Here is a 20024-nt window from a genome sequence, read left to right as displayed (position 1 = left end):
TTCACTCCTCGTATAAAATCTTCAATAATTCCTTTAGTTCATCAAGAGACAGGCCTATTTCTCTGCTATTCGCAATGACCGCACTTAGCTGTTCCTCAATAACCTTCAGCTTCTTTTCCCGTATAACCTCCAAATTTTGCTCTGCTACAAAAGATCCTTTGCCAACAATGGAATAAATAAAGCCCGCCTTCTCCAATTCTTCATAAGCGCGTTTTGTCGTTATTACACTAATTTGTAAATCCTTTGCGAGGTTACGCATGGAGGGTATTGCTGTGCCCTCCTGTAGTTCACCTGCTAAAATAAGTGATTTAATTTGATTCGTAATTTGTTCATAAATTGGCTCCTTTGAACTGTTCGAAATAATTATTTGCATGCCAATCCCTCTTCTTTATTTTTTTGAGAATATCGTTGAAATAATATTCCTTAGTGCTGCAATCAGTATAGCAATAACATGGATTGTGATGAACATATTAAAAAAAGGAAAGGAATAAGGCGTTATCCATTCGGTGAAAAGCCTCGAATCCAAAATCCATCTTCCCATTCTGGCAACTAAATTATTACTATCGTTCATGTTCGGCTCAAGAGCAGTGCCATCGACCGCGCTAAAGATCAATTGAACAATTAAAAATATACCAATAGTGATGATCCATCGTTTTAACAGATTACTTTCATCCGCTTTTTCAGTGCTTATCACTTAAACAATTCCCCCCACAAATTCATTATATTGTATATATACTATATAAACATTATATACACAAATAAAAAATTTGTTCAACCACTTTTTTTAAAAAGGAAATTTTATACCATGAAATGATCTATGACATTCAATACAAAGAAGGAGCCTGTTTTGATAGCTATTATCAAAACAGGCTCCTATTAACAACTTGGCCACTCATTGTGTCTTGTCATTCAAATATGTTCATTCTGCAGTTGCAATCTGATAATTTATGATATAATGAATCATCTGACTAAATTGGCAAGACAATGGCTGTAGCGTGTGACGACGCTGCGGCTTTTTCTTTGTTTTTTCCTTACGTGATTAATTTAAATATTTGCCCTGCTTGGGTAGTGCGATTTGTTCAAAATCATCGACAAGTTTTTTTAGGTTGCTTGTCAGTTCTTCGCCCTTCATTGGTAATCCGTGCCCTGTGATGGCAACTGAAGGTTTTAGTATTGCTAATTTTTCGATAGATGCTCGAGCAGCCAGCCAATCTGTTGTAAAATATTGAGGGGGACCACTGATTTCTTTTGTCTGCGTAATCACCTTATAAAGAGATTCTTGTTTGACCGTAACAAATGCATCTCCAGCAATAAGCACCTTATCCTTCTCACGGAATAAAGATATATGCCCTGGTGAATGGCCTGGCGTATGAATCCATCGGAAACCTGCCATAAATGGAACACTACCATCAGAAGGTAAAACTTTGAGGTTACCACCTAAATTTATAGCTTCATTTGGAAAAATAGGTGACATTTTAGCAACCAAGCCGTTATTTACCGTTGGATCAGGCTCGGGATAATTTTGTTTTCCAGATAAAAAGGGTATTTCCAATGTATGCGCATAGACAGGAACATCCCACCGCTCTATTAATTCTAAGATTCCTCCGACATGATCAAAATGACCGTGAGTCAGTATGATTGCCTTCGGTCGAGACTTAGAACCATAACGTTCTTCAACAACTGAAATGATCTCATCCGCACTTTTGGGCATCCCCGCATCTATTAGCACAAAATCTTTCATCTGCGGTTCACCATAAAGTACAATATTTACAATTTGAATCGTGTATTGATATAAATCAGGTAATATGTCTATACCTACACCGCTTCCAACAGAAGTTGCTGGGATAAATTTATAATCTTCCCCGTAATTCAAATTCTTGTCCATTTTAAATCATCTTCTTTCATTTAAGTCATTGGAGGTTCAAGCATAAACTATATGGAAATGCCACAACCATTGATGATGGCATACTTACCTTCTTACTTCTTTTCTTTTTTATTGTAGGGCTGTTCTTTCTGTTGCTCTTGTTCCTCTTTTACTGCTTCTAATTCTTCAGGATTAAATTCCATTGCTATTTCTTCTTGCTCTACTTCATTCTTTTGCTTTTCTTTTGTCAAAACACTCACCTCCAATATGCTTTAAAGTGGCCTTCCTTAAGAAAATCTATACTTTTCACTTTTTCAAAGCTACATTAAACGTATAACTAAACAGAAAACACCCATTCTATAAGTGCGTAGTGTTTCACTACTTAAAGAGCTGCAGAGATTTCTTTCTCTGTGGCTTCTTTTAATTTTTACATTAATAATTTTATTAAAAGTGAATTTTACTTATTTTTTCAGCCATACTAACATGGCTTTAATGGCGAAAAATAAGAAAAGGATGTGTACAGATGGGTATTCTTGGTGGAAATCCAAAAGATGAACCGTTGCATTATGGTGAGGTATTTAGTGTTTGGTCGGGTTTAATTGCAGACTATGGCATGATTTCTGGCTATCAAACGTTTTATAATCATGCTGGTGATGAAGATCTTAAAAAAATTATTGAAGATATCATCGAAACATGCAGGGAAGAAGTAAAGCAATTAGAAAAAATTCTAAAAACAAACGGGATCGCACTACCTCCTGCATCACCTGAGAGACCTGTAGCAAGACTTGAAGATATTCCTCCAGGTGCAAAGTTTAATGATCCAGAAATAAGCGCTGCTCTAAGTGCTGACCTAGCAGCTGGATTAGTTGCATGTAGTCAGGCAATGGGTACTTCTACTCGTGAAGATATCGCATTAATGTTTGGGCAATTCCATATGGCTAAAGCTCAACTTGGTGCAAAGCTTTTACGTTTAAACAAAAATAAAGGCTGGCTTGTACCACCACCATTACATGTTAATTATCCTGAAAAATAAAGATTCCCTTAATTTAGTACTGTACTCATTGACACGTAATCAGAAATTTCGAGGCACTTTAGGGGTAGATTGAACACAGTCCTGGCCTGAAAGATAAAATATTTTTAGCTGTAGCGTTTGTAGACGCTGCAGCTTTTCGAATGTATAAATAGACTATAATTGTATCGCACATTTCAACACACTTCATAGGCTGTGACGTTGGTTGACCGTCATAGTCTTATTTTTATTTTAAAGGCAATAAACTATGCACAATGAGTTAACTTTTCATATAAATAGTAGTGTTAAGCTAATCTAGTTTAACATGTACCTCCCGAATTGTTACTTAGGGTCACTTTCAGCCGAGTGACCCTTAAATATTTATTCATTTATATAAACCTCGTTTTAAAGGAGATTATTTTGCCTGAAGCTTTCTATACTTTACATATTCTAGATTTTCGAAAGGAGGGACTTTCATATGGGATATGAAGTTTACGGTTCAAACTATGGCAAGCATGATAATTTATCATTCGCTCTAATTGTTGTCCTCTTTATTCTTTTAATTATTGCTGGTGCTACTTTCTTATATCATTAATAATTACCTTCTATTATCCTCAAATATTCATGCTATGATCAAAGGGTCGTCTCCCACCCTGGTGACCCTTTTTTACTACTTACTTTGTTGCATAGAAGAATGTATGTAGGTAGTTTGTTGCTTAGTGTACTAATCTAATAAACAGTTCATAGAATATATCAAGCATAATTTGGGCTAAAAATAACAAAGGAGAATGCCTATGAGCATTGATTTTATTACACTTGCCCCAACAGTCATGCAGGTGTTTAAAGCAGGAGATGCAAATCCAAAAAAAGTAAAGCGCATTGTTTATGGACAAGCTACCTCTGATGCAAATGGAATAGCCACATTATATTTTACAGACAATGCATTAGCGAATGGCAATCCTCTCTTATCTACTATTGACTATGCAGTGGCAAGTGTATACTCGACAAATCCAACGATAAACTTAAGACCGAGAGTTCAAATGAGAGAGAAGAATATTAGTGGGAAATATGTCTCTGCTAATATTACAAATATTAGTGGTGTGACAGTATTAGGAATTAATGTATTAGGATCGGAAAATCCAGTAAGTGGCGTGATTGTAGATTTTATGATTTTAGGTAGTTTTGATTTGTAAACAGATTATACTGAACAAACTCCCTCGTGTTGCTTTTACATTCTTCTTGGTAAAACCTCATATCCTCACTTCTTTCATCGAGAATAGGCAAGTAACAAATGTATTTTGATTTGAAATGTAATGAAAAAAATAAAGACAAAGTCGAAAAAATCGACTTTGTCTACTGAAACCACTCTATTTAAGAATGTTTTTCTTCATTTAAAAATTAAAGTTTAACGATGTTAGCAGCTTGTGGTCCACGTTGACCTTCTTCAACTGTGAATTCAACTTTTTGACCTTCTTCAAGTGATTTGAAACCTTCACCTTGGATAGCTGAGAAGTGAGCGAATACGTCTTGTCCGCCTTCTACTTCGATGAAACCAAAACCTTTTTCTGCGTTAAACCATTTTACTGTACCTTGTGTCATTTAAATGACCTCCAATAATGTTATTAAATAAAATCATACAACTTCCAAAGAAAAAAATTCACATATTACAAAAAGTAACTAACAAAACACGATTACTCTTTGTAATATGTGAATTTATTATTTCTTTAAGAAAGATTCTATTACATACAGTATATGATAAAAAATCGTATTAGTCCAGTGTAAAGTGAAATTTTTTATCAATGAAAGGCTAAAACTTGCATATACCACTTATTTAAAGGGGTAAAATTAGTCATTTCACCGCCATTAAGTAGCTAGAAGCAATTGTTTTTGTATTTCAATAGCGACATTCCTTACCTCGTATATTTTTTGAAGCTGAATATTACATTTTAGGACTTATTTGCCCCCTTTGCATCCTTAGGCTCTACATGGACATGCACTTCATAAACCCCTTGCTCTTCCACCATATTTTTTTCAACAACCGAAGCAACATCATGCGCTTTCGTGATATTTAACTTTGCATCTACAAGTATAACGACATCAATTACCTCATTATTCCCATAATTTCTTCCTCTGATTTCTTTCAATCCTTTAACACCATCTATTTTTAAAATAATCTCTTTGTATGTTTGAAGAATTTTCTCATCAAATCCATCCGATAGTTCATGAGAGGCTTCCTTGAAAATCTCCCAAGCTGTTTTACAAATGATGAAACCTACGACAATGGCAGTACCCGTATCTAACCAAGGCATATGTAGTTGTGACCCTAAAATTCCTACAGCGGTTCCAATACTTACCCAAGCGTCTGACAAATTATCTTTAGCTGCAGCCATAACGGCTTTACTATTGATTTTTTTAGCCAATTGTTTGTTGTAACGATAGACTAAATACATCACCAATGCTGATCCTATCCCTACATAGGCTGCGACCATATCCGGCGATTCTTTTCCACCTTGAAAAATGGAAGAAAACCCACCGACCAGTACTTGAATACCAACGGCCATCATAATAAATGAAGCGACCATTGATGCAATGGTTTCACTTTTCCAATGACCATAGCGATGATCATGATCTGCTGGTTTTTGTGAAAGCTTTAGTCCAATAAGTACTGCAATAGAGGCAATAATATCTGTCGTATTATTCAATCCATCCGCTTTTAAAGCTTCTGAACCACTCAAGTAACCAATGCCAACTTTTATGATGGATAAAATTATATAAGCAATAATACTGATAATGGCACCACGTTCACCTAATTTAAGATTATTATATCTTTCTGCTTCCAATTCACTTACCTCCCTTACGTACATTATCATCATAACAACCCAACATCGAGTGGGTCTACAGCAACCTTTTTGCCTTGCTATACATAAGTAGGAGGACTATAAAAGTGTTGATATGGGGAAAAAATAAAGCCCTTAGGAAGATACGCTGTCACTGGTTTAAAGCCTAGAAATTATTATACTAACCGAATAAAATAGTAGTGTATCTGTTCTTTAAGATTTTTTCCTCCAACGAACACACCTAACAAACCTTGGTCATTTCCAATTTCGGGAGTGACCCTTTTTACGTACATATAAGCACGTAGAAAAGCCTCGCCACAACTGTAGCAAGGCTTTTAATCAATTATCCTCGTAAAAATCCGCCCTCTGAGTGGATTATTTGACCAGTTATCCATGTAGCCTCCTCGCTAGCAAGAAAGCTAATCACCTTGGCCACATCCACTGGTGTCCCAATCCGTCCCATTGGAAATTTGGGTAACAGATAACTTCTAATCTCATCATTCATCCATGTAGAATCTGTTGGCCCTGGATTGACAGCATTGACGGTAATGCCTAGCGGTGCTAGCTCCTGTGCTAATGATCTAGTAAAGGCTGAAATTGCCCCTTTCGTTGCCACATAGGCTAGCTCTCCCATCATAGGACCTAAATCTTGACCAGAAGTCATATTAATAATTCTCCCTGAGTTTAAATTAGCTTTTTCAAAAAGACGTGCAAATTCCACACAAAGTAGTAGGGTTGACCTTATATTCACCGCGTAATGTTCGTCTAATGTTTGAGCATCTAATGCTAGATAACCATCTTGTGCTGAATGGGCAGCATTATTCACTAAAATGGAAGGTACACCTAGTTTTTCGAAAACCGTTTGGAGTATCGTTTTTGGAGCTTGGGAATCTGATAAATCAATTGACATTTCTTCACATGAAACACCCATACTCAAAATTTCCTGTTTGAATTCTCCTATCCACTTACGATCAGCATGCCAGTGTGTGAAAAAAACATTGACACCATCCGTAGCCAATCTTCTACAAATAGCTGTTCCAATATCTTGAGGGTGGCTTGCACCCGTAATGATTGCTATTTTATGTTGTGTTTTATTCATTTCTTTTTACCCCCATGGTTATTGAGATTATTAATAAAAAAAGAGCATCACCATAATGGTCCGCTCCGTTTTTAGAAATCAAAACCCTTACACTGCACTTCTTTGAAAATGACCATCATACCTTGACACACACCTATAAAAGAAAAAGATACAGAGTTTGTCACATGTAGAGTATGTATTCCCCTCTTCATCTTATCTGAATTATTTTTTAATCTAAAGTTTTCATCGTATTTTGAACATCAATAGAAAAGGTTTCTACATCAAATTGATGCTGCTTTATCGTATCTTCCGCTAACTGTTGAGCCTTCTTTTTAGCCTTGTGATTTTTCTCTTGTGTTAAATCAATTCTTACTTGAATTTCCTCAGACGTCATACTATGGTCAATGATGAAAGTGCCAAAATTTTCTGCAAACATCACCTCAAATAGATTGGCCATGACATCATTATAACTTAGCCGAGTTGAGATCGCTTCTGCTGGCTCATAGAGTTGCTTTAACGTTATTTGAAAAGAGATGGGGTTTAATTCATTAGCTTTGATAACGTCCAGCATTGTTTCTTCTATATGTTGCTTTGTCTTGTGATCGACCTTGTCGGTTAATGACACAAGGAGCTCTATTTTTCCATTAGGTAAAATTCCATAATCTAATAGAAAGCTATAGGATTCTTTACGCAATGTATAGGAAATCTCACTAATTAAAAATTGATATTGCTGAATATAACGCAATAATTCATCATTACTAGGCTGTGACATAGAAACATTGGTTTTTTCAGCATATTGAATAGGTGCATTTGCCAAAAAGAAAAATGCACCACAAACAATGCTTAAAAGTAGAAACCATAACGTAAATAACCTTTTAATAAACATGTATAGCCCCCTTATTCGGGACTATATGCCAACTATCGAAAGTAAATTACGGTAGAATTTTATAAAACAACACACGATCTTGATTTTCACCACCATAATTACTATGAATGGACATATTATCTAACACTTTGTCACCTTTTTCCATTCTAAAACCCAGATTCGTATGGAAGGCGATGGATACTTCATTAATAGGCGACGTGACACATTTCACAATATTTCGATGGTATTGCTTCACCACATGAAAGAATACATCATATAATCTTTTTGCAATATTCTGTTTTCTGTAATCAGGATGGACCCCAACAAAATGGATGAACGCTTCATTTGTTTTGGACTGCGATAAAAAGCCAATGAGGAAGCCGATTATTTCGCCATCCTTCTCCATAATAAGGCTTGTATTTGTAAAGTGATCAAAAAATAATTTAGGCAGCTTGTCTGACATATTCCTACCACCCCACCACTCATTAATCAATGGAGATAAAGTATAGTAATCTGAACTCTGTACACTACGAATGTTCATGGAATCCCTCCTCCTTTTCAAGTCATACAACAGATTTATGGTCTGAATGTATCTACAGCTAATATATAAATGGTGACAATCACCATAACATACCCCACTACAAATGCATATTTAAGTTATTGTGCTGAGGCTCATACAAACTCAAAAACAATCACCACAACCAGATATGGATAAAACAATGTCGATGAATACTATCTCTATACCCTCCATCTAGGAAGGTTAATCCTACTCTTATTTTACACTACCATTTATTTCAATATCAATGGTTCTATTATACCTTTGCCATCACTAATGCCTTTAACGTGTTACTTAAAGCCTGAATGTGGTTCGTTGTATCCGTCATGCTTACTAGAAGCTGATTTTCGTCCTCCACTGAATGTAGAATAGCACCAGTAGAAGCCGCATTTTGCTCGGTCATGTGATTCAGTTTTTCAATTTGCTTTTGAATTACCTCGAATTGTGAGATGGCACTGCTTAATTCATGCATCCCTCTTGTTAAATCTGTATTCGTTTCCGTAAAAGAATCCTTTAAACTATTAAAGAAATGACTGACATCCTGTAAAAGCTGTTCTCCATGCTGGAGTGCCTTTTCACCGTCATCAGAGCGTTGATGAGCCTCTGTCGATTTTTCAAACAAGGTTTTTGTGACATTGGTAATACTGACAGTAATTGCAGCGCTTTCCTCTGCTAGCTTACGCACTTCATCTGCTACAATGGCAAATCCTTTTCCATGTTCTCCCGCTCTAGCTGCTTCTATCGCCGCATTTAAGGCCAATAAATTAGTCTGTTCTGCAATATGGGTAATCCCCTTTAATAGACTATCCACTGTTTGCAGGCTGTGTTGCAGCTCATTGACAGTTTCTGCAGTTGAGCCCATGGCATGACTCATGACGCTCATTTGAGTCATTGCATCCTGCATTTTATCCCACCCTGCTAATACTTCTTGTTGTAGATCAGTAGATTTAGCGACCGTATCCTTCGAAATCGTCAATGTTTTATTGACAAAATGAACCGAGTCGCCCATTGTGCCATGAATCATTTGTAAACTAGATGCCTCCTGCTGAATACTTGCAGAAATATCCTCTGTCGCTACTAAAATTTGCTTACTAGAGCCAGAAATCCTTTGCATTGTTTGTTGGAATTGCGTGACATGTTTGTCCAATGCCTGACTGCTCTTTTCGATTTCCTGAAATGTATTTTGTAGTTGATTGAAGGATGCTTGCACTTCATTTTGCTGGATTTCTGCATGTTGAATCAATTCATTTCCCCATTTTGCCAGCAAATAAAAAGCAATAATGACCCCATTCATAATTGCCAGAAGTGTCACAAAGACAATGGTGTCATCAAATGGGCCTAACAATGATGATGAGTTGACCATATATAAAATGAAAAAACTAAGATTGGTTAGAATCCCAAAGAAAACAATCAATTCTTTTTTAAAATATAGGGCAATGATGGCCACTGTGCATAGTAAAATATAATGTTTATTTAATGAGAAGCTATCAAGCAAAAATAAGGTAAACACAACACTTGATGGAATGAGGCCAAAAATAAAGCCTTTGACATACGTTTTTATAGGTAAAAAATAATTACATACCGCCAAAGCAATGACAGCTAACCCAATAAATAAAAAATGGATGCCCTTTGATAGAATCATAGGTCCACATATTAGAATGGCCAAAATTGAGATAATAGCCAAATTTACACGATGAACTTTTCGTGTATCATAACGAATTTTATGCTCCATTACTATCCCCCTAAAAAAATGAATAGACATTCAGTTTAATTTTCTATTATTATATAGTATAACAACTACTTTTTGTAGCTAAATATTGCATTTATAAGCAGAATTAGCTTATTTTTGAAATAAAAGGGGGAAATTGAATTGACTAGCGTCCAACAAATCGCATCAAATTTCTACTGTATCGATACACATGATTTAGGTCGAGAGCAGCGAACAAGCTCCTATCTTTTAATCGATGAAAAGATAGCTCTCATCGAAACTTCAGCCAGTCCATCCGTACCTTATATTATGGAAGGGTTACAGAAATTAAATATTTCCGTAGAGGATATAGACTATGTCATCGTGACACATATTCATTTAGACCATGCAGGCGGAGCAGGGTTATTTTTGCAAAGCTGTCCCAATGCTAAATTAGTGGTTCATCCACGAGGCGCAGCCCACATGATTGATCCAAGTCGTCTTATCCGCAGTGCTAAAGGGGTTTATGGCGCTGAATTTGACCGCCTTTTTGATCCAATTATGCCCATTGACGCTACAAGAATTATTGAAGTCCAACACGAACAGCTATTACAATTAGGTCAACATCATTTAACGTTTTATCATACTGAGGGGCATGCTAAGCATCATGTTTCAATGCTTTATTCCGCAACAAATGGCTTGTTTGTAGGAGATACAACAGGTGTTCGCTATCCCGAAATGGATGAGGAAGCAATTGATTTAATCATTCCGTCCATCTCTCCAAATCAATACAATCCTGAAACAATGGAACAATCCTTAAAATTGTACGAAAAGCTACAAGCAAGTGAATTATACTTTGGTCACTATGGGGCTTATAAAAATCCAGCTGAAGCCTATCGTCAGGTGCGCTATTGGACACCACTCTTTTTAGAAGAAGGTAGAAAAGCGCAAGCAGCATCCAGCCAGTTCCAAGAACAAGTTCACTACTTAGATGCTCGCTTAAAGGAACTTTTATTTAACTATCTACAGGAAAACGGCATTCCGTCCGATCATCCTGTTTATCAAACCATCCCATTCGATACCATTGTGTCCGCAATGGGCATACTGGATTATCTCGAAAAAGCAAATGCGCAGATTCCACTTTAACGGCAATAAGAGGTGTTCCCAATGACATTGGGGACACCTCTTTTTTAGAAGCGCTTATAGTACTGGTCAATGCAAGCTTTTTGTAAAACCTGCCCTTTTACATCGGAAGGCGCTCTTTTTTCAGGTGAACCGCTCGCTTTACATCGAACTGCGCTTATGCCCTGTCCAAGCTTTCCCTATCTCCATAAGTGTCCTCATGCCTTTAATTGATCTAGAACTGCTTGAAAATTTTGTTGCTCCCCTACTTCACGAAATAATTGAAAGGGATTGCTCATTTTTTTCATGCGCTCCATGACAAAGGGAATCGTAAAAAGTGTTGGCGTTAGGTTTTCATTGACCTCCTCCCATAGAAGCGGTGTTGCTACTAAACCCATTTCATTGCCACGAGTGGAATACGGGGCAATGATAGTCTTGCCCTCTGCATGTTGTACATAATCTAAATATAATTTTTCATGACGATTCTTTTTTAAACGCTCAATTGTATATAGATTTGGCTTTTGCTCACATAAAAAGCGACAAACAAACTCTGTAAATATACGTACCTCTTCATAAGTAAATGTATTTGCGGGTAAAGGAATATACAGCTGTAAACCTTTTCCACCTGATGTTTTGACAAAGGATTGGAGCTGAAAATAATCAATAATGTTCTTTAAATCAAGTGCTCCTGAAACGGCTAATGAAAAATCTTGTACTGAGGGAGGATCTAAGTCGAAAACGATTTCTGTCGGGTACGAAGAATGATGTGTTTGAAATGGAATGTGGAACTCTAATGCCAGCTGATTTCCAAGCCACAATAACGTTTCCAAGTTATTACACACGATATAATCAATATCATCCATCACAGCTGTTGCCACAAAATTAGGCATTTTTTCTGGTTTACTTTTTTGATAAAAACTTTCGCCTGGAACACCATGTGGATAGCGTATTAGCGTTAGAGGGCGATCCTTTAGAAAAGGCATTACATAGGGCGAAATATTTTGCAAATAGAACAAGTATTGATCCTTTGTAATACCCATATTCGGCCATACAGGCTTGTCTGGATGTGTGATAGCAACTGAATCAGGGATAGGATACAGTTGACGTTGCATGTGCAGCCAATGACATTCCTCAGGTGATATCTCTAATCGAAAGGCATGAAATCTAGGTTCCCTAAGCTTACTACCATCAAAATCAATACAGGCAATATCAACACAAATCGAAGGCTCAAGTGCCCATAGCTCCTTTTTACGCAGTCCATTAGTCTGAAAGAATTTGACAAGTGTTTGATGCTCTTCCTCTGTCATCCCATGCTTAAACGTAACAACTTCTCGTAATTGATTGTCCTCAAAAACTGCACCATGAAAATAACTATTGCTATGGTCATATTGTGTGACAATGACTGTGACATAACGCCAATTTTTTATCTTTAACCAGTGATTTGATCGTATGTTTTCAAGCCATTTACTTGTTTTCTTCTTAGCAACAATGCCTTCCCCATTGTAAAGCTTGATGGACTGCCATAAGCTCTCATGCTCCTCACTACCATGTATGACTTGGATAGGCGTTGGATTCTCATAGTTTACGCTTGGCCATTTGAACTTCGTCGCAAGCTTGCCCAATTGCTCCTTACGCGTTTTTAAATAGTGGTTTTGGAGAGATTCTCCTTTAAGGGTTAAAACATCAAATGCTAGATAGTGAAAAGGACATGAATGAGCATGTTCCTGAATCACGTCTTGATTTTGCATTCTCCCCCTCTTCTGAACAACGGCAAAATCACTTTTAAAATGATTGCGTAAATAAACTAACTCCCCATCCAAGGTTAGGGGTAAAAAGGTTTGGATGGATGTATATATTTGCTGACAAAAAGCTAAAATTTCGGGAAACAAGTGATTTAAATGTCGTCCATTTCTGCTAATGAGCTTCGGCTCCTCATCCCAAACTAATAAGCAGCGAAAACCATCATATTTCGTTTCAAATAGCCATTCATCTCCACTAGGAATATCGTTTGTTTCGGATAAAAGCATTGGTTTCATTCCGCTATACCTACTTTGCTTTTTATATTCAGTGTTTGAAGATTTCATTTTAAGATACATAAAAAATCTCAAAATACATCATAGTAAGAAAAACGAGGTGACAACAATGCATACAGTGTGGAAAGGCAGTATTTCCTTTGGACTTGTTAATATTCCTGTGAAACTACATGCTGCAACTGAAAATAAAGATGTCAAATTGCGTCAGCTTCACAAAGACTGCCATACGCCGATTAGCTATAAAAAGGTTTGTGAGGGCTGTAACCAAGAGGTAACAGATGAGGATATCGTGAAGGCTTATGAATATGCCAAAAATAAATTTGTTGTGTTGGATCAAGAGGAGTTAGAAAACTTGCGTAAGGAAAATGAAGATAAGGCTGTGGAAATTATTGATTTTGTGCAATTAACTGAAATCGATCCAATCTATTTTGAACGCACCTATTTTTTATCACCCGATTCGACGGGAGCCAAAGCCTATTCATTGTTACGAAAAACATTAGAACAATCAGGGAAAATTGGCATTGCCAAAATCGTTATCCGCTCTAAAGAGCAGCTTGCCATTGTGCGTGTTTATCAAAATGCCCTTGTGATGGAAACAATTCACTATCCAGATGAGGTAAGAAGTATTGGCGATGTCCCTAATATTCCAAGTGAACAGGATGTAGTACAAAAGGAGCTCGATACAGCCCTCATGTTAGTGGAACAACTAACAACTACATTCAACCCTGAAAAATATACAGATGATTACCGCAATGCTTTATTAGAACTAATTGAAGAAAAGAAAGCTACAAATACGATATCTACAAGCGATAAACAACGTCCAATTCCTGAAAATGTCACGGATTTAATGACAGCTCTACAGGCCTCTTTAGAAAAAACAAAAAAGCCCGCTACAAGAAAACGGACTACACGTACAAAGAAAAATGCTTAAGAACAAGCGTATCCTGACATCGGGATACGCTTTAGAATTGTCGAAAATAGGAATCTAAATCCTTTTTGCGCTGAATCATTAAAAGTTTAGCCAATACAGCATGTTGCTGTTTAAAGAATTTAGGCTTTCCTACCCTTTCAAAGCGTTTATTCCAACGAAACATTTTAAAAAAGATCGAAAAAGTAGGGTGATAGTGAGCTTTTTCGAAGCCCATTTTTTGTTTTATAAATCTTTTTATTATACGAAAGACTCGAATTTTATAAGGCGTATCGAGAAAGATAATGCAATCAGCTTGCTGGAAGCTAGCAACAACCCAATCCTCCTGATGGATCCCCTCTATAATCCAACTGTTCGTTTGGAGAATGGTTTGTAAGTGCTCCTTTTTTTCTTCATCTGTTCTTAGAATATCCCCTGATTCCTTTCGCATCCATGCCACATTATCAAGCTCATAATAAGGAATCTGCAAGGTTTTAGATAACTTCCTCGCCAATGTCGTTTTCCCACTGCCAACGGACCCAATGATATGTATTTTTTGTGGAAACGCTTTTGTCACAAAACCCCTCCATTGTATGTACCTTTGTAGAAATAATTCCTTTATTATACAATAGATTTCAGCTGACATAACGATAGTTTTCCAAGAACATTCGTTCCTAATTATGGTATAATAAAGGAAAAACTAGGAGATCTTTATTCATGACAATACATGAGCAAATGTCGCAACAACAAATAGCTGGCCTCAGCATTGCCTATATAAAGGATGGTGAGCTTCAGAAGGCAGAGTGCTTTGGTCTATTAGAGGTCGGGAAAACTAACAGAATCAATACGGAAACCATCTTCAATGCCTGTTCAATTAGTAAACTAGTTACAAGCATTTTAGTGATGAAGCTGGTCGAGCAAGGTATAGTAGATTTAGATGAGGATATTAATCAAAAGCTCACATCTTGGAAGATGCCAGATCATAGCTACACTCAGGAAAAAAAAGTAACATTACGACATTTGTTAAGTCATCAGGCCGGAATTATTGACCCTAAAGGCAGCTTCTCTCCCTTACATTCACTATGGCAGAGGCCTTCGATGGTCGACTTATTAAAAGGTACAACTCCTTATTGTTCCATACCAATCGATAGTACTTTTGAGGCTGAGCAAGAATTTCACTATTCAGATGCTGGCTTTTGCATTGTTCAATTGCTGATTGAGGATACAACAGGCTCAAGTTTTTCAACACTCATGACAGACGTGATTTTCCGACCACTAGCCATGACAAATAGCTTTTTTTCTTCCGCAGTCCCAACTGCCAATGCAGCAAGTGGTCATCAGAAAGATGGCACCCTAACAGCACAAAGATACCCTATTTACCCGTATGATGCAGCTTGTGGATTATGGACAACACCGTCAGATCTAGCAAAATTATTACAAGAGGTAATGCAGGCCTTAAAGGGAAAGGGTACACTTGGTTTAGCTTCAATCCATGAGCTAATTCGTCCTCAGGGCTGTAAAGAATGGATGGGCCTTGGTGTATTTCTTGATGGTGCTGGTGAGCAGCTTGAAATATCCTCGCTTGGCTGGGGCGTTGGCTATCAATGTATGCTAGTGGCCTACCCCCACCTAGACAAAGGCTTTGTTGCCATGACTAACACCGATACAGGCGTACATCAAATGCAAGGTCTCTTAGGAGAAATCTATCGTTCCTTTATCCAATAAAGAAGAGGCTTGATTTAAGCCTCTTTCCTTACCTCATAATGCAGTTGTACCATTTGACCATATCGTTTTGTTTCCAATAGCCTTAAGTTTTCGAATGGACGGGGAGATTTAAACAAGGGTATCCCTGAGCCCAGTAAATGGGGTGTAATCGTAATAATCCATTCGTCAATTAGCCGCTCCTGTAAAAAAGCATCTAGAAGGTTACCTCCCCCTACCATCCAAATCTTTGTGCCTTCTTGCTCTTTTAAACGTTGAGTAAATGTGATGACATCCTCCTGGATAAACGTCACATGCTCATTTTCCCCAGTTTGAGTTGTTGAGAACACATAGCATTTTTTATCAGGATAAGGGAACGGTTTAAGATGTTCTAGGATATAATCATATGTTCGTTTTCCCATAATGACGGTATCAATGGTTTGATACATATCACCGTAGCCATTATCACCCTCTCCTTCTGTTTCCTCTAGCCACTGTAGATCATCATTTTCCTTAGCAATAAATCCATCTAAACTCCCTGCAATAAATACCAGTATTTCTCGTGACATTACGTCAGCTCCTCTTCTTTTGAAAATCTCTTGTACAATCTCTATACTAAATATAAAACATGACAACTATTGGCATGATTAAATAAAAAGGTGAAAAAATATGACCAAAGCTAAACGATTAATTGATATTTTGCTATTCGTCAGTGTGAAAAAGAATTTTACAGCGCAGGAAATTGCCGACACCTTCCATATTTCCGTGCGAACGGTGCATCGTTACCTTTTGGATTTAAGTGATATGGGGCTACCCATTTATGCGGAACAAGGAAGACATGGGGGCTATACGGTGCTATCAAATGCCATTCTCCCCCCGATATTATTTACTGAGGAAGAGGCGGTCGCCATTTTCTTTGCATTCCAGTCTTTGCACTATTATCGTGATTTACCCTTTAATACTGAAATGAAGTCTGTCTCTCAAAAACTGTATGAATCCTTACAGAAGGAAGCCAAGAAAAAGGTGGATACGCTGCAATCCTATATTGCCTTTTGGAACCCTAAAAGAGCCATTACAACACCACTCCTAACGGACGTTTTAGAGGCTATCATCAACCAATCACAATTGCATATCCAGTATGAATCGAAATCTGGTATCACCTCTAAGCATATCCAGCCTATTGGCGTGTACGCTCATGATGGCTTATGGTATATGCCTGCGCTACTGCTATCAAATGAAAGAATATTACTCTTCCGTGTAGATCGAATTAAAGGGATAAAAATTAGTGAAGCAAACCATAAAACGACGATGAATTTGCAGCAATGGCTTGAAACTGACTATGAGCCTCAGCAGCCTATTCGGTTATATGTAGAATTATCAAGCGAGGGCGTTCGTCAATGTTTAAGTGAGCCCCATCTTGAAAAAGCGGTTGTTCGACATAGTGATGGAACAGGCTATATCGATACGATTATCGATCAACATGAGCTCCACTTTAATAGCTCCCTTTTCTTTCGCCTTGGTCAACATGCGATTGTCAAAGAACCGTACGCACTAATTCAGCTTATACGTCAGCATGCATATGAGCTATTAGCGATTTACACTGAGCCAATAGAGCCTCTATAAGATGACAATTTTGTTAGATTCACGTAACATTCATCGTTACTACTTTTAAAAGATCTTCCTTATAATTGGTCTTGAAGGAGGAGATATACGTTGCAACCGACCAACAGTAATAAACGAATTGACACATTAGATTATTTAAGAGGGTTCGCCTTACTGGGCATTATTTTAGTCAATATCCCCTCATTAATGTGGATTGAACCACCTGAATTGGCAAACGATATTGCCTATAACCGCTTTCTGACACTTTTTGTAGAGGGTAAATTTTTTATCATTTTTTCATTTTTATTTGGAATAGGATTCTATCTCTTTATTTCACGCGCACAGGCAAGGGACGAAAAAGCCTATGCCTTATTTAGTCGTAGGCTTTTGATTTTACTGTTTATGGGGCTAGTGCATTTTTATTTCCAACCAGGTGAAGCCTTAACTGTCTATGCTATCTTTGGCTTTGTAGCCTTACCTTTTTATAAAATGCGCAAAGACATCAATCTCATCCTTGGATTCATCCTATTAGTCATCACTGCCTATTTTGGTCTAAAAATTTTAATGCCATTTCCACTGATTTTACTTGGTCTAGCTGCTGGTCAATATCATTTATTTGAAAATATCTCGTTACATCGAAATAAAATCATGTTCGTGACGATTGTAATGGGCTTTATAAGCATGGCTAGCTGGTTTTATCAATGGCAGTATGTCCCTGAGCCTCTTGTTAATATCCAGCATTTGCCCAAGGATCAGCTAGCGGCTCATATTACAAATATTGAGCAATTTTCATTAATCGGACTACAGTTTAGCCCATTCGCTTCTGCCTTTTACATGGGAACAATCATCCTATTATTACAAAGCACTTTGTTCCAGCGACTATTGGCACCGTTAAAAGCATATGGGCGCATGGCCTTGACTAATTACCTGGGGCAAACAGTGCTTATTCTCTTAATTGGCCATACTTTCGGTTTAATTGGACAACTTCGCTATCTTGAATCTTTGTGGATTTGTCTAGGCATTTATGGTTGCCAATTGCTCTTTAGTAAGCTATGGCTATACTTTTTCCGCTTTGGCCCTATGGAATGGCTATGGCGAATCGGGACATATTGGACAATTCCTCCCCTACGACAAAGTACGAAAGATTATTTATCGTAAAGGATAAACACCTATCAGCTTGGTGGTAAACATCATATATTGGTAATGTACCCTACTCGCTTTCCATCTTTGCTCATATCTTCAGCAAGAAACACATCCCCATTTTATTTAGTCACCAAAGTGACTAATTTAAAAACAGCGTTAAGCCATTGTTAACGCTGTTTTTTTACTTTTATTACATCTAATAAGTGAATCATTGGGGTTACTTTGTGTGGAATAGGTATTAAAAGCTAATAAAGTTATTGGGACAAAAACATACAAGTCACTGGATTTTAAAATCCAGTGACTTGTATTTATTGCCATTTTTTCTCTTGCAAGCAAGTATAGCTCTTTATCTTGATAATTGGTTCACTGTACTAAATACGGGTTAATGCGCCATCAGGTTTGGGAATTTCTTGAACTGTTAGCTGATTCATTTTACAAAAATGTTTAAAGAATTGTTGTGCCAACTCCAGTTCTTTTGGGTCACTTTTCAACGAAATGATATCAAGTAAAATTTGAGCCATCCATAAATTTTCGAAATAACGATATTTCCCTGTTTTCCATGTCATTTTTTCGGGGAATTTTTCATTGATATAATATTGCCAGAAAAGTAACTGATCCGATTCCTGTTCTGTCAGTTGAATTCTGTATTTTGAATGAGCAGGAATATGTCCATCTTCACACAGCTTGCCGACGAATTTTTCATTCACCATATAGACACCTAAGATGCGTCTATCACTTTCAGGCTGGCTGGAATCTCTTGCTGTTAAAAGGACAGCGCTATTTTGGTGCAAGCGGCTCGGCTTGTTTGGCTTCCCTTTATTATTACCACTCTTTAATATACCTGAAAAAACATTCCACTCTGAAACAGAACTATTCTGTTCCTCTGAATCACACCAAAAAACCATCTGTGATGCGGGATGAAGTTTATGATTACTCATAAGTTTTTCGTGTTCCAAGCGAAGCAAGAGTTCTTTCCGTTGAAGCTCTTTGGCCTCTTCCATCCGCGATTCTTCTTCTTTTCGTTCAATTTCTTTTTTTTGTATAATTTCCTCAAGTAACTTAGCATCACTTTTATCATGTATTGTTAGGTGCTTTCCAAATACATCTGGAAAAACAAACCTTTTATTTTCTGATGCAAAATGTATTTCAATACTTGAATCATTTTGATTAACTATACTACCTATGCCAAAACGCTTGTGTGTAACTTTCTTATTAATTAGATTCATTCATCTAGTCCTCCTTATGGAATAAAAATTAAGTTACTATTAGATAGTAAAATTTCAAATAACTTCTTTAAAACAATTTCGAATTTTTCTTCTGTTTAAAAATAAAAAAACGTATCCAAATTCTTTCTGCAAAATAGGACATCGGAATTCGAAATACGTTTATAAAAAAATGATCGTAAGACTATTATAACATTTTTTAATAAAATTACAAATTTATTATTGACAACACATTTTTACATGAGTTAAAATATTTATTTATTCTCTGAATGTCATTAGAATCCTGTTAGAAAAGACCATAAACTTCTAAAAAATGCCTTATAAAATCCAACTTTTCCTTGTTACCTATTTGATGCCCATAAATTCTTCACCTGTTTCTTATTCTTAGCATACAATG

General features: G+C 36.9%; 22 protein-coding genes. 8 read left to right on the top strand and 14 right to left on the bottom strand.

Annotated elements, in window-relative coordinates; translation table 11 throughout:
* Position 1: 1 nt before the first annotated feature.
* The 4 genes from ACMGGO_RS09760 to ACMGGO_RS09745 all read right to left on the bottom strand — a co-directional run bounded on the left by ACMGGO_RS09760 (position 2) and on the right by ACMGGO_RS09745 (position 2115).
* Entirely contained in the window at positions 2–373 is a 372-nt protein-coding gene (locus ACMGGO_RS09760) for a GntR family transcriptional regulator (protein ID WP_004225203.1), read from the bottom strand.
* Positions 374–388: 15 nt separating this feature from the next.
* Positions 389–694 carry a YfzA family protein gene (locus ACMGGO_RS09755; protein WP_374805968.1) on the bottom strand — a complete coding sequence of 102 codons (306 nt, stop codon included), beginning with the start codon at positions 692–694 and terminating at the stop codon, positions 389–391.
* Between the two features lie 345 nt (positions 695–1039).
* A complete protein-coding gene (locus ACMGGO_RS09750) occupies positions 1040–1885 on the bottom strand; it encodes an MBL fold metallo-hydrolase (RefSeq protein ID WP_374805967.1) in 846 nt (281 codons plus the stop codon).
* A gap of 92 nt (positions 1886–1977) precedes the next feature.
* The gene (locus ACMGGO_RS09745; RefSeq protein ID WP_374805966.1) at positions 1978–2115 is read right to left on the bottom strand and encodes a hypothetical protein; all 138 of its coding nucleotides are present in this window, start codon (positions 2113–2115) and stop codon (positions 1978–1980) included.
* A 272-nt stretch (positions 2116–2387) separates the two neighbouring features.
* Here ACMGGO_RS09745 and ACMGGO_RS09740 point away from each other — a divergent pair, with 272 nt between their 5' ends.
* The 3 genes from ACMGGO_RS09740 (at position 2388) to ACMGGO_RS09730 (ending at position 4066) form a co-directional block, all read left to right on the top strand.
* Positions 2388–2897, top strand: a complete 510-nt coding sequence (locus tag ACMGGO_RS09740; RefSeq protein ID WP_048392625.1) for a DUF3231 family protein — start codon at positions 2388–2390, stop codon at positions 2895–2897.
* 454 nt (positions 2898–3351) lie between these two features.
* Positions 3352–3468, top strand: coding sequence for a YjcZ family sporulation protein (locus ACMGGO_RS09735; RefSeq protein ID WP_004225198.1), 117 nt, complete (start codon positions 3352–3354; stop codon positions 3466–3468).
* A 199-nt stretch (positions 3469–3667) separates the two neighbouring features.
* Positions 3668–4066, top strand: a complete 399-nt coding sequence (locus ACMGGO_RS09730) for a hypothetical protein (RefSeq protein WP_048392620.1) — start codon at positions 3668–3670, stop codon at positions 4064–4066.
* Between the two features lie 205 nt (positions 4067–4271).
* Here ACMGGO_RS09730 and ACMGGO_RS09725 read toward each other — a convergent pair whose 3' ends face one another.
* The 6 genes from ACMGGO_RS09725 to ACMGGO_RS09700 all read right to left on the bottom strand — a co-directional run bounded on the left by ACMGGO_RS09725 (position 4272) and on the right by ACMGGO_RS09700 (position 9941).
* Positions 4272–4472, bottom strand: a complete 201-nt coding sequence (locus tag ACMGGO_RS09725) for a cold-shock protein (protein WP_004225195.1) — start codon at positions 4470–4472, stop codon at positions 4272–4274.
* 347 nt (positions 4473–4819) lie between these two features.
* Positions 4820–5713 carry a cation diffusion facilitator family transporter gene (locus ACMGGO_RS09720; protein ID WP_374805965.1) on the bottom strand — a complete coding sequence of 298 codons (894 nt, stop codon included), beginning with the start codon at positions 5711–5713 and terminating at the stop codon, positions 4820–4822.
* A 340-nt stretch (positions 5714–6053) separates the two neighbouring features.
* Positions 6054–6809: an SDR family oxidoreductase gene (locus ACMGGO_RS09715; protein ID WP_374805964.1), complete on the bottom strand. Its 756-nt coding sequence runs from the start codon at positions 6807–6809 to the stop codon at positions 6054–6056.
* Between the two features lie 208 nt (positions 6810–7017).
* Positions 7018–7674, bottom strand: a complete 657-nt coding sequence (locus ACMGGO_RS09710) for a hypothetical protein (protein ID WP_420281833.1) — start codon at positions 7672–7674, stop codon at positions 7018–7020.
* 46 nt (positions 7675–7720) lie between these two features.
* On the bottom strand, positions 7721–8194 hold the full coding sequence (locus ACMGGO_RS09705; RefSeq protein ID WP_103118249.1) for a GNAT family N-acetyltransferase: 474 nt from the start codon (positions 8192–8194) through the stop codon (positions 7721–7723).
* A gap of 271 nt (positions 8195–8465) precedes the next feature.
* The gene (locus ACMGGO_RS09700; RefSeq protein ID WP_281216346.1) at positions 8466–9941 is read right to left on the bottom strand and encodes a methyl-accepting chemotaxis protein; all 1476 of its coding nucleotides are present in this window, start codon (positions 9939–9941) and stop codon (positions 8466–8468) included.
* Positions 9942–10079: 138 nt separating this feature from the next.
* Here ACMGGO_RS09700 and ACMGGO_RS09695 point away from each other — a divergent pair, with 138 nt between their 5' ends.
* On the top strand, positions 10080–11042 hold the full coding sequence (locus ACMGGO_RS09695) for an MBL fold metallo-hydrolase (RefSeq protein ID WP_374805962.1): 963 nt from the start codon (positions 10080–10082) through the stop codon (positions 11040–11042).
* 194 nt (positions 11043–11236) lie between these two features.
* Here the strand turns inward: ACMGGO_RS09695 and ACMGGO_RS09690 are convergent, their stop codons facing one another.
* On the bottom strand, positions 11237–13054 hold the full coding sequence (locus tag ACMGGO_RS09690) for a DNA ligase D (RefSeq protein ID WP_374805961.1): 1818 nt from the start codon (positions 13052–13054) through the stop codon (positions 11237–11239).
* A gap of 106 nt (positions 13055–13160) precedes the next feature.
* On the opposite strand from ACMGGO_RS09690, the gene ACMGGO_RS09685 reads away from it, so the two are divergent.
* Positions 13161–13982 carry a Ku protein gene (locus tag ACMGGO_RS09685; protein WP_420281832.1) on the top strand — a complete coding sequence of 274 codons (822 nt, stop codon included), beginning with the start codon at positions 13161–13163 and terminating at the stop codon, positions 13980–13982.
* A 31-nt stretch (positions 13983–14013) separates the two neighbouring features.
* Here the strand turns inward: ACMGGO_RS09685 and ACMGGO_RS09680 are convergent, their stop codons facing one another.
* Positions 14014–14535: an AAA family ATPase gene (locus ACMGGO_RS09680; RefSeq protein ID WP_374805959.1), complete on the bottom strand. Its 522-nt coding sequence runs from the start codon at positions 14533–14535 to the stop codon at positions 14014–14016.
* Positions 14536–14675: 140 nt separating this feature from the next.
* On the opposite strand from ACMGGO_RS09680, the gene ACMGGO_RS09675 reads away from it, so the two are divergent.
* Positions 14676–15683: a serine hydrolase domain-containing protein gene (locus ACMGGO_RS09675; protein ID WP_374805958.1), complete on the top strand. Its 1008-nt coding sequence runs from the start codon at positions 14676–14678 to the stop codon at positions 15681–15683.
* Between the two features lie 14 nt (positions 15684–15697).
* Here ACMGGO_RS09675 and ACMGGO_RS09670 read toward each other — a convergent pair whose 3' ends face one another.
* Positions 15698–16228 (bottom strand): dihydrofolate reductase family protein, encoded by a 531-nt coding sequence (locus ACMGGO_RS09670; protein ID WP_374805957.1) that lies wholly within the window; start codon positions 16226–16228, stop codon positions 15698–15700.
* A gap of 100 nt (positions 16229–16328) precedes the next feature.
* Between ACMGGO_RS09670 and ACMGGO_RS09665 the strand changes: the two genes are divergently transcribed.
* Positions 16329–17282: a helix-turn-helix transcriptional regulator gene (locus ACMGGO_RS09665; RefSeq protein ID WP_374805956.1), complete on the top strand. Its 954-nt coding sequence runs from the start codon at positions 16329–16331 to the stop codon at positions 17280–17282.
* 90 nt (positions 17283–17372) lie between these two features.
* Positions 17373–18419, top strand: a complete 1047-nt coding sequence (locus tag ACMGGO_RS09660) for a DUF418 domain-containing protein (protein WP_374805955.1) — start codon at positions 17373–17375, stop codon at positions 18417–18419.
* A gap of 356 nt (positions 18420–18775) precedes the next feature.
* On the opposite strand, the gene ACMGGO_RS09655 is transcribed toward ACMGGO_RS09660, so the two are convergent.
* Positions 18776–19630, bottom strand: coding sequence for a hypothetical protein (locus ACMGGO_RS09655; RefSeq protein ID WP_054550286.1), 855 nt, complete (start codon positions 19628–19630; stop codon positions 18776–18778).
* Positions 19631–20024: the final 394 nt, after the last annotated feature.

The sequence above is a fragment of the Lysinibacillus sp. BNK-21 genome, assembly GCF_048684915.1.
Classification (GTDB): Bacteria; Bacillota; Bacilli; order Bacillales_A; family Planococcaceae; genus Lysinibacillus; species Lysinibacillus capsici.
Note: the sequence above shows the minus strand (reverse complement) of the source record. Positions and strands in the feature narration are given on the sequence as shown.